This is a genomic window from Caulobacter sp. FG7, assembly GCF_057808875.1.
Window position 1 is genome coordinate 1 of the sequence record NZ_JBMDIW010000058.1, and the last position, 8,592, is coordinate 8,592.

The 8,592-nt window shown below is 71.4% G+C and carries 9 protein-coding genes; all 9 read left to right on the plus strand.

The annotated features are described in order from the left end of the window. A partial coding sequence (locus tag ACODR1_RS24570; RefSeq protein ID WP_488882782.1) for a GcrA family cell cycle regulator occupies positions 1-334 on the plus strand: 334 nt, incomplete at its 5' end. A 190-nt stretch (positions 335-524) separates the two neighbouring features. Further along, positions 525-1,454, plus strand: a complete 930-nt coding sequence (locus ACODR1_RS24575) for a DUF2493 domain-containing protein (RefSeq protein ID WP_488882783.1) — start codon at positions 525-527, stop codon at positions 1,452-1,454. A 691-nt stretch (positions 1,455-2,145) separates the two neighbouring features. Beyond that, positions 2,146-2,523, plus strand: coding sequence for a single-stranded DNA-binding protein (locus tag ACODR1_RS24580; protein WP_116569725.1), 378 nt, complete (start codon positions 2,146-2,148; stop codon positions 2,521-2,523). A 409-nt stretch (positions 2,524-2,932) separates the two neighbouring features. Next, positions 2,933-3,895 (plus strand): replication initiator protein A, encoded by a 963-nt coding sequence (locus ACODR1_RS24585; protein ID WP_488882784.1) that lies wholly within the window; start codon positions 2,933-2,935, stop codon positions 3,893-3,895. Positions 3,896-4,209: 314 nt separating this feature from the next. Next, positions 4,210-5,415: an AAA family ATPase gene (locus tag ACODR1_RS24590; RefSeq protein ID WP_116569726.1), complete on the plus strand. Its 1,206-nt coding sequence runs from the start codon at positions 4,210-4,212 to the stop codon at positions 5,413-5,415. 17 nt (positions 5,416-5,432) lie between these two features. Continuing rightward, positions 5,433-6,506, plus strand: coding sequence for a ParB/RepB/Spo0J family partition protein (locus ACODR1_RS24595; RefSeq protein ID WP_116489983.1), 1,074 nt, complete (start codon positions 5,433-5,435; stop codon positions 6,504-6,506). 323 nt (positions 6,507-6,829) lie between these two features. Further along, positions 6,830-7,333 (plus strand): S26 family signal peptidase, encoded by a 504-nt coding sequence (locus ACODR1_RS24600; protein WP_488882785.1) that lies wholly within the window; start codon positions 6,830-6,832, stop codon positions 7,331-7,333. Next, positions 7,330-7,989 (plus strand): cell wall hydrolase, encoded by a 660-nt coding sequence (locus tag ACODR1_RS24605; RefSeq protein WP_488882786.1) that lies wholly within the window; start codon positions 7,330-7,332, stop codon positions 7,987-7,989. The genes ACODR1_RS24600 and ACODR1_RS24605 overlap by 4 nt, the downstream gene beginning before the upstream one ends. Positions 7,990-8,193: 204 nt before the next feature. After that, positions 8,194-8,511, plus strand: coding sequence for a hypothetical protein (locus ACODR1_RS24610; protein WP_488882787.1), 318 nt, complete (start codon positions 8,194-8,196; stop codon positions 8,509-8,511). Positions 8,512-8,592: the final 81 nt, after the last annotated feature.

Sequence of the window (8,592 nt, forward strand, 5' to 3'; positions counted from 1 at the left end):
GCCCGGGGGGCGGCGCAAGGCCCCCTCCCCTCCCCCGCCGCCACCCTCCGGCGGGGCGCCGGCGACGGCGGCGGCCGCGGCGCTGGCTCGGCCGCGGGCCGCGCCCGTCGATGCGGTCGGGCTGGCGGCTGATCTGGCCGCCCTGCCCCGCCAGGCCTGCCGCTGGCCGATCGGCGATCCCAGGGATGCGGCCTTCAGCTGGTGCGGTCGGCCCGTCGCGCCGACCCCGACGGGACGGGCGTCCTACTGCGAGGGCCATCGCGCCCGCGCCTATCGGCCGGGCCGGGGGACGCCAGACCGCGGGGCTATCGGCGCGGCGCGAGGCGGGGTCTGAGCGCCGGGTCGGGAAGACGGCCTGAGGCCTGGCCGGAACAGCCCCTTGGCCCTGGCGACCTCGCCACCGTCCGGAGGCCGCCGCAAGGGACGCTGCGCTCGAAGCCCCTGCGGCGGCCGCCGGGCCGGCGGCGCGGAGGGCGGTCGCGAGCCGAAGGGCTCGTTCCGACCTCAAGCCCAGGAGCTTTCCCATGACCGTTCAGCCCCCTCCCCTCACCGGCCGCCTGACGCCCCTGGAGGCCCAGGCGCTCGACCTGGACGATCCGCGCCCGCATCCGCCCGAGGAGGCCCTCGTCCAGCTGGGCCAGGCGCTGATGACCGAGCTGCTCGACCTCGTCGGCGAGACCGCCTTGGAGGACTTCCAGGGCTTGCTCTGCGAGGCCCTGATCGGCGCCTTCCATTCGGCCTCCCAGCGCATCGACCGGGAGGCCGATCGCGGCCGTGACGAGATCAACCGCCTGCTGCGCGACTTCGACGCCTCGGAGGTCGCCGACACCGACCTGCAGGCGGCGACGGCGCGGACCCGCGCGGCCGACGTGGCGGCCCTGGCCGCCGACCTGATGCGCGACGCCGCCGCCGAGACCTACCGGGCGGCCACCGGCGAGGTGTGGACGCCCTGGCGCGGCAGCGTGCGCGGCTCGCGCGTCACCGCCGCCCAGGTCGAGGCGCGCGAGGCGGTGCGGGCGATGAAGGCCCGTCGCCAGCAGGCGGTCGATCCAGGCTGCGCCGTGGTCGCCTTCCGGGCCGCGCCGGGCGCCGGCACCCCGCTCGACGGCGGGCGCATCTTCGACGCCCTCAACTGGGCCCTGGAGACCTGGCCCGACATGGCCCTGGCCACCTGCGGGGCGCGGGGCGGCGAGACGCTGGCCATCAGCTGGGCCAGGCAGAAGCGCGTCAAGCTCGTCCTGGCCAGGCCCGACTTCGACCGCGCGGGCCGCGCGGCCCTGTTCAAGGCCAATGACGCGCTGCTCGACCTGGAGCCGGTCTGCGTCCTGACCCTGGCGGCGAGCCTCCAGCCGCACCCCAACGCGGCCGAGCGGCCGTTCGGTCCGGCCCTCAACCTGGCCCAGAAGGCGGCCGAGCGCGGCATCCGCTGCGTGCCGATCCGGCCAGCGAGGTAGCCCGCCTTTCGGCGCGGCGGTCCTCGCCGCGCCGCCTGGCCTCGCGGTGGGAGGGAATGAACCCGGAACGGCCGTCCAGATATTGGGCCTGCGCCCTTGCGGGCCACGACGGCTTGGGGTTGGCGATTCGTTCGTGCGGCCCTCGTTTCGGACCGGCGGCGACCCTGGCGGCAGGCCGCCGTCCAGGTCGGCGGCGTCGCAAGCGCCCGCCTCGACAGAGGTCTTGGCCCTGGCCGCCCTGTCCTTCTGGCCGCTTCGCGCGCCGCAGGCCGACGGCGAGCTGGCGGCGGCGGCGGATGCTGCGCGCGCCTCCTGGCGGCGTCTGGCGGCGGCCCTCCTGGCGTCCTTCCGGCCGTTCGGGCGTGGGCCTCGCCGCCCGCGGCGGTGAAGCCGCTCGCGCCCTGGGTCAGCAGGTCTTCCGCGCTCCGGCGGATGCGAGCCCGCGGGCTGCGACCGCGCCGCGATCGATCACGTCGTCCCTAGGGCGGGGCGGGCCGGGTCCAAGCCGACCTGGCCAGGCCAGGCGCTCTGGCCGGAGCCTCCGGCCTTCCTGCGCTGCGCTTTCGTGCAGGCCGGCGTCCAGCCGCCGCGGGCTTGGGCCCGTCCCTCCTTCCCCGCCCAGCCGGGGCCCGTGATCGCGGCGAGGCCGCGGACCGCCGGGGCCCTTCCCGGCGGGAGACGGAGAAAGACCATGCTGAACAAGGCGCAACTGATCGGCTTCACCGGCGCGGACAGCGAGATCCGCACCACCCAGAAGGGCAAGGCCTACGCGGTGCTGCGGGTCGCCACCAGCCGCTACAGCAAGAAGGAAGGCGAGCGGCAGGACTTCACCACCTGGCACCAGGTCGAGGTCTGGAGCCCCGGCACGGTGAAGTGGCTGGAGGGCCGGGTGCTGGCCAAGGGCTCCAAGGTCTATGTCGAGGGCGAGATCCGCAACGAGCGCTACACCGACAAGGACGGCAAGGAGCACTACTTCACCAAGATCGTCGTCGCCGGCCCCGGCCACGAGCTCAAATCGCTCGACCGTCCCGAGGCCAATCCCGAGCCCGAGCCTGGCGAAGACGGCTAAGGCCGGCAGGCCCGCCCCGATCCGGGGCGGGCCGTTCCGGTCACTGATCCACCGACAGGGCGGAGAGTCGCCACGGGGCGGCTTTCCGCCTCCAAGGCCCGGGCTGGCGCGCTGCGGACGGCGTAGGCGGTCTTGCTGACCTGGGCGGTTGCTTGTCGAGCCGACACGTCGGGAGTTGCCACGTGGCAACTTCCAGAGCCCGGCGAGCTGGCCGCGTCGTCGGGGCTGGGCCCGTGGGAGGCGGCTGGCGTCGGTCACTGATCCACCGTTATGGCCGGGAGTTGCCACGTGGCAACTTTCCGGCGGTGGGGCGCGGGGGCGTCCTTCAGCGATGGAGGTCGCGCGGCTGACGGCACGGCCGGGCGGGCTTTTGCGTCGGCCGGGCAGGGGGCGCACAATGGACCCCGACATGTCCAAGCGCGCGATTCGTAATCAAGAGTTCGATCTCTTCATCCCCCAGGTCGCGGACCTGGCCTGGAAGGACCAGCGCGAGCTGATGGAGCGGCCGTTCTTCTCGCTGGGCAAGCGCAAACGCCTCAAGCCCATCGAGTACGTCTCGCCCGACGGCGACGTCCATGTCCGGGTCAGCGCCAACCCCCAGTTCGGCATCGCCACCATCTGGGACGCCGACATCCTGATCTGGGCGACCTCGCACCTGAACAAGCTGCGAGATCGTGGCGACAACGACATTCCGCGCACCATCCACACCACCTCCTACGACCTGCTCAAGGCCATCCACCGCGACACCGGTGGGGCCGGCTATCGCGAGCTGCAGGCGGCTCTGGAGCGCCTGCAGTCGACGACGATCGAGACGTCCCTGCGCGCGCCCAAGCGCAACAAGCGCGCGCAGTTCGGCTGGCTGGACGAGTGGACGCTGGAGTCGGATCCGGTCACCGGCGCGCCGCGCGGCCTGACCCTGACCCTGTCCAACTGGGTCTATGAGGGCCTGATGCGCGACCGGGCCCTGCTGACCCTGCATCCGGACTACTTCCTGCTGACCGGCGGGCTGGAGCGGGCCATCTACCGCATCGCCCGCAAGCACGCCGGCGACCAGGAGGGCGGGTGGACCTGCCGGGTCAGCGTCCTCTACGACAAGTCGGGCAGCGAGGGACCGCTCAAGCAGTTCACCTACCTGCTCAAGAAGATCATCGCCGCCGACAGCCTGCCCGACTACGCCCTGACCCAGGTCACCACCCGAGACGGGGCTGCGGCCGTCCATTTCGTGCGGCGCGACGCGGCCGAGCGCGCCCGAATCAAGGCCGAGCTCGACGCCCTGGCCGCCGCCGATTCGCGCCGGGTCCGCGAGGATGCGCGCGCGGCGAGCCTGGACGAGATGCTCGACCGGCGTCGCCGGCCCTCGGGGGATCAGTGACCTTTTCCTCGGGGGATCGGTGACCGGTCCATCGGGGGATCAATGACCTCGGTATCGGGGGATTGGTGACCGGCCTCTTTGGCAAACCCTTGCCAGGCAGGGCTTTGGAGGCGGTCGCCGGCCGCTTAACCCTTCTAACTTTCGTCGATAACGATTTCTTCTAACGCGGGCAGGGGAGTCGTTGCGAGCGCGACGCGCCTCGAGCCTTTGAGGGCTCGACGCGACGCTTGACGGTTAAGGTTTTGTTTACGCTCTCCAACGACAACTTTGCAAATATCGTCTAGTCTCATCGAAATTTGCAAAGTGGAGGGGTGATGAACACGACCGCCTTGGCGACCGAAGCCGCCACCGGACCCGTGCTGCTCGATGCGCTGACCAATCTGACCAACCGCGCCGACCATGTGATCACCCGCTTGCGCGAGACGGTGTTCGCCCCGGGCGTCGAGAAGGTCGTCGACACCCGCTTCCCGATCAGCAAGGCCGCCGAGATGGTCGGTAGGACCCCGGAGGCCATACGGCAGGCCGAGGCCGAAGGGCGTCTTCCGCCGCCGCGTATGACCGAGAGCGGTCGGCGCGAGGGCTATAGCCTGGCCGAGGTCAACGCCATGCGCGACCTCTTCGGCACGCGCCCGCGCCGGGCCGAGGGCGACCCGCCGATCGTGCTGGCGGTGCAGAACTTCAAAGGCGGCGTGGGCAAGTCGACCCTGACCTGCCACATCGCTCAATATCTGGCGCTAAAGGGTTATCGCGTCGCGATTATCGACTGCGACAGCCAGGCCTCCTCGACCACGGTGTTCGGGTTCAATCCCGACATCGACATCGATGACGACCACACCCTGTTGCCCTTCTTCTGGCATGGCGGCGAGGCCACCCTGGACTACGCCATCCGTCCGACGGGCTGGGCTGGCATCGACCTGATCCCGGCCAATCTCGGGCTCTACCAGGCCGAATACGAAGCCGCCGCGCGGATGAAGGGCAGGCCCGACCTGCTCGACCGCCTGCGCAATGGTATAGCTGGTATTGCCGACCGGTATGACGTCGTTCTGCTCGACCCGCCGCCGGCGCTGGGCATGATTTCGCTGGCGGTGCTGCGCGCGGCCAACGCCCTTTTGATCCCCACGCCGCCGTCCACCGTCGACTTCGCCTCGACGGCCCACTTCCTGCGGATGATCGTCGACACGGTCGGCCTGCTCGATCAGTACGGCCTGGCCAAGAACGGCTACGAGTTCCTGCGCGTGGTCGCCACCAAGGTCGACGAGGCCAAGAGCGCCCATATCCAGATCCGCGAGATGATGGCGGCGGTGTTCGGCTCGGACATGCTGAGCAACTCGCTGCTGGACTCGGCCGAGATCGACAACGCCAACGTCCAGCTGCGCACCGTCTACGAGGTCGCCGGCGGCGGCCGGGTGCACGAGCGCTGCCGCAACAACCTCGATCGGCTCAATAGCGAGATCGAGATCCTGATCCGCAAGGCCTGGCCGAGCCATCGCGCCGAGCTGCGCCGCCTGGGCGTCGGTTAGGGGAGGGGAGTAAGGCCATGGCCTCCACGACGAGCAAGAACCGCAACATCCTGGGCAGCCTGATCGGCGAGGCCCCGCCCGCGGCGGTCACCAATCCCCCGAAGGTGGACGCCTTGGCGGAGGCGGCTGCGCCCGCCCCCGTCGTTCCCGCCGCTCCCATACCGCCGCGGGTCAATGACCGGATCATGGGCCTGTCGCGCCTGGCTTCCGGCGACCTGCAGGAAAAGACCCTGCGCCTGGTCGACCCGGCCCGGTGCCGGATGTGGGCGCGCCATAACCGCAAATACGATCTGTTGACGCCCGAGACCTGCTCGGAGCTGCTGGAGGGCCTGCGCGCCCAGGGCAAGCAGGAGTTTCCGGCCATTGTCCGCCGGGTCGCCGACGATCCGAACTTCGACTACGAGGTCATCGCCGGGGCCCGCCGCCACTGGGCGGTGAGCTATTTGCGGGAGGTCGAGCACCGCGAGATCAAGTATCTCGTCGAGGAGCGCGATCTTTCCGACGAGCAGGCCTTCCGCCTGGCCGACATCGAAAATCGCGCCCGCAAGGACCTCTCCGACTACGAGCGGGCGGTCGACTATCTGCACGCCATCGACCTCTACTATGGCGGGGTGGCCGCGCGCATGGCCGAGCGGCTCGACGTCACCAAGGCCTGGCTCTCGAAGTTCCTGGACCTTGGCCGCCTGCCGGCCGAGGTCGTCGCCGCCTTTGGCGACCACCTGCAGGTGCTGGAAAAGCATGCTCGTGATCTCAAGCCGGTCCTGGCCCAGAACCCCGAGCGCGGCCGGGTGATCGCGGCGGCCAAGACGCTTTCGTCCGAGCAGGCCGCACGGCGCGAGGCCGGCCAGCCCTATATCGAGCCGGCCAAGGTGGTCGCGGCCTTGCGCAATGCAGGCCTGGGCAAGACCGAGGCGCCCACGGCCGCGGGGGAGACCCGGGTCGTCAAGCACGGGGCGGTGACCTTGTTCACCGTCAAGCCGAAGGGGCCGGGCAAGGCGGTGCTGGAGCTGGCGCTCGACGCGGGCGCGTCCAACGCCGACTTCATCGCCGCCCTGCAGGCCGAGCTGGTCCGGCTGCGCCCCAGCGCCTGAGGCGCGAGCGATTATTCGCTTCTGAAGCCCCGTCGGCCGAGCCGGCGGGGCTTTTTCGTCGCCGAGACCCCAAGTTGCCACATGGCAACTCTGTCGGGGGATCAGTGACCGGCGGCGGCGACGCCGAGCAGGTTCGCACGCCTGACCGAGGCGGCCGGGGCGCGCCGATGGGCCTGACGGGCGCGCCAGGGGGCTTGGATGAAGCAGGTTGCCAGGTGGCAACTTCCACGGTGGATCAGTGACCGGGCCGCCCGAGCATGCCGCGGCCGCCCCTGATTTCTGGGGGATTGAAACGGTCGGGCGGGGTAGGGGAGGCTGAGCGCATGCGCATCTCCGGTGCTCTCGTCCTGGCCGCCCTGATCCCCGCGCCCCTGGCGCTGGGGTCGGCCTTGCTGGATGCGCCGCTGGTGCTGCTCAACACCTCCCCCAGCGAGCCTGTCGGGCTCTACCGGCGCGTCGCCGCCGATCCGGCCCCCGGCTTGCTGATCGCCTTTCGGCCGCCGCCAGCCGCCATGCCCTATCTGCGTCTCGCCCAGCCGGGTCGGGCGCGGGGCAGCATCCTGAAGGCGGTGGCGGCCGGGGAGGGGAGGCTGGCCTGCGCCGATGGCCATCTGTCCATCGACGGGCGCGCGCTGGGGGCCATCGCCGACCGGGATCGGGGCGGACGGCGACTGCCGCGCTGGCGCGGTTGCCGGCGCCTGGGCGCGGGCGAGTACGTCGTCTTTTCCGGACGGATCCCCAACAGTTTCGACAGCCGCTACTACGGTCCGGTTCTCGCTTCGGAAATTCTCGGCGTCTACGCCCCGATCTGGGCGCCGGGCGCATGAGGCCGCGCCGGACACTTCTGGCTCTCCTGGGGCTGCTTCTGGGCCCGCTGGCCGGGTTCGCGCGCGCAGAGGACCTGACCGCGGCCTTGGCCGCGCCGGGCGCGCGCGAGGCGATCGCCCGCGTCACGGTGGCGGAGGCCGCCAACCAGGGCGACAGCGGCCTCCTGGCCGTCGTCTGCACCATCCTCAATCGTCTCGCCGACGGGCGCTGGGGGACGAGCGTGGACCAAGTGCTCAACGCCCGGGCCCAGTTCGAGCCGGTGCTTCGCGCGGGCGGCGACTGGCGAGCCTTGCCGGCGGCCAGCCCGGTTCAGCGGGCCCGCGTCGACACCCTGGTCAATCTGGTGCTGGAGGGGCGCGTTCCAGATCCCACGGGCAAAGCGCTCTATTTCCAGAACCCGCGCATCGTCGCGGCGCGGGCCGCGGCCGGCCAGGTCTCGCCCAGGCTCGTCCATTTCGGCGGCCGCACGCCCAGCGCGGTGATCGGCGACCATGCCTTCTATGCGGCCACGGGCCCGGCTCCGGGGGCGGTCGACGCCGCCGCGCCGCCGATCGACGCGATCTTCGTGCCTCGACCCTCAAGCGAGGCGGTCGCGGCGGGCGCGGGGGCCGGGGCGCGAGGGCTCTTCGTGCTGCCGGACGGAAGTCGGCGCTGAGGGCGGCGCGATCTCGCCGCCGTCGTGTGGCGCAAGCCTGCTGAGCCTTTTGGCGACGTCTTCCCATCGTGACACGGACGACCCGAAGTCAACGGCTGCGCCGTTCCCCTTCGCGGCCTGGCGGCCGCTGCGGTGACTGCGGGACCCCGTCCGTGGCCCTCGGGTTCAACGTCGCTCACGAGGAGCGATGGTTGGAGCTCCACGATGTTCAACGCGATCTCTTCCTTCATGCGCTCGCTGCTCGGCGCCCAGCAGTTTGCGGCGGTTCTCTTTCAAGAGCAGGCCGGCGCGCAGGTGGACGCGTGGCTGGATCACCTTGCCCTGGTCGAACATCAGGCCGAGCACGGCCGACTGCAGGCCGAGCGCGCGAAGGCCCGGGCTGCCTGGGCGGCGATGTCGGACGACGAGCGCGGCGCTGTGCTCGACTGGTGCGATCGGCTGGACGCCGAAGGGCGGCTGGAGGATCACCAGTTCTTCGAGCAGTGGCTGGCGCTGCGGATGCAGGGTTACGTCGGCGACTGACCCCGGGGGGCTTGGCCCCCCTTTTGTCGCCGGCGGGCGGTTGGCGCCGGGCCCGCTTGCGGCGCCGGGCGGCCTCGCGGG

Coding starts and splice junctions, on each gene's coding strand:
- ACODR1_RS24575 (WP_488882783.1), top strand. CDS start 525: ATGACCGTTCAGCCCCCTCCCCTCACCGGCCGCCTGACGCCCCTGGAG.
- ACODR1_RS24580 (WP_116569725.1), top strand. CDS start 2,146: ATGCTGAACAAGGCGCAACTGATCGGCTTCACCGGCGCGGACAGCGAG.
- ACODR1_RS24585 (WP_488882784.1), top strand. CDS start 2,933: ATGTCCAAGCGCGCGATTCGTAATCAAGAGTTCGATCTCTTCATCCCC.
- ACODR1_RS24590 (WP_116569726.1), top strand. CDS start 4,210: ATGAACACGACCGCCTTGGCGACCGAAGCCGCCACCGGACCCGTGCTG.
- ACODR1_RS24595 (WP_116489983.1), top strand. CDS start 5,433: ATGGCCTCCACGACGAGCAAGAACCGCAACATCCTGGGCAGCCTGATC.
- ACODR1_RS24600 (WP_488882785.1), top strand. CDS start 6,830: ATGCGCATCTCCGGTGCTCTCGTCCTGGCCGCCCTGATCCCCGCGCCC.
- ACODR1_RS24605 (WP_488882786.1), top strand. CDS start 7,330: ATGAGGCCGCGCCGGACACTTCTGGCTCTCCTGGGGCTGCTTCTGGGC.
- ACODR1_RS24610 (WP_488882787.1), top strand. CDS start 8,194: ATGTTCAACGCGATCTCTTCCTTCATGCGCTCGCTGCTCGGCGCCCAG.